The organism is Neobacillus paridis, from assembly GCF_016765675.1.
GTDB classification, from domain to species: Bacteria; Bacillota; Bacilli; order Bacillales; family Cytobacillaceae; genus Neobacillus; species Neobacillus paridis.
Genome location: NZ_JAESWB010000210.1, coordinates 1 through 742 on the forward strand (window position 1 = coordinate 1; position 742 = coordinate 742).

Consider the following 742-nt stretch of genomic DNA (forward strand, 5'->3'; position numbering starts at 1 on the left):
AGGCCATCGCCGAACCCACCCGCGCGATTCGCACTGTTCAAGGCGATCTGGTGATTCAGGACACACCCAGCTTTGTCCCGCTCACTGAATTTTCGCGCAATCTTTTTGGTGAAATAGATCAGCAGACAGAACGTCTCAATAGTGCGGCGGATCTCTCAGCCTATTCCTACAGCGTCAGCAGCGACTCAAATGACCGTATTCGCAGAATAGTCTACGACAACGCCGGAAATGCAATTCAAGCTATCGATCCGCTTGGCAATATTGAATACAAATCCTATGACGCAATGGGTCAGCTTGTCAGACAATCCCAAACCTTGTCTGGCGTGAGCAGACAGGCCTACACCGAGTTTAATTACGATCGGAAAGGGCAATTGACAAGCACTTGGCAACCAGCCTCGATGCAGCCTACCAGCGGCAGTGCGGGGATGGCGTATTCCTCTGAGGCATCTCCGGCACAAATGGGCCTTGGCATAGGAAGGTATGATCTCCGCAATTGGAGTATGGACTTTCAAGTCGGCTTTGACTCGGACAGCATCGAAGCGAATGACAGAATAGCCAGGCTGGTGCTGAATCCAGGTTATTACGCAATTCTCTATGAAGACCTTGAATACAAGGGGCGATCTGTCACGGTGACCGGGACAGTGGATTTAAGTACTGTTGACTTTCGTAATAAAGCCTCCAGCATGATCGTGCTTTCCGCAAATGCTCAGGACGGTATCAAGAAAACGCAATTTCGATATAA

At 49.9% G+C, this 742-nt stretch carries 1 protein-coding gene; it reads left to right on the top strand.

Annotation, left to right across the window (positions count from 1 at the left end; genetic code table 11):
* On the top strand, positions 1–742 hold a 742-nt coding region (locus tag JK635_RS14730; protein WP_202654712.1), incomplete at both ends, for a hypothetical protein.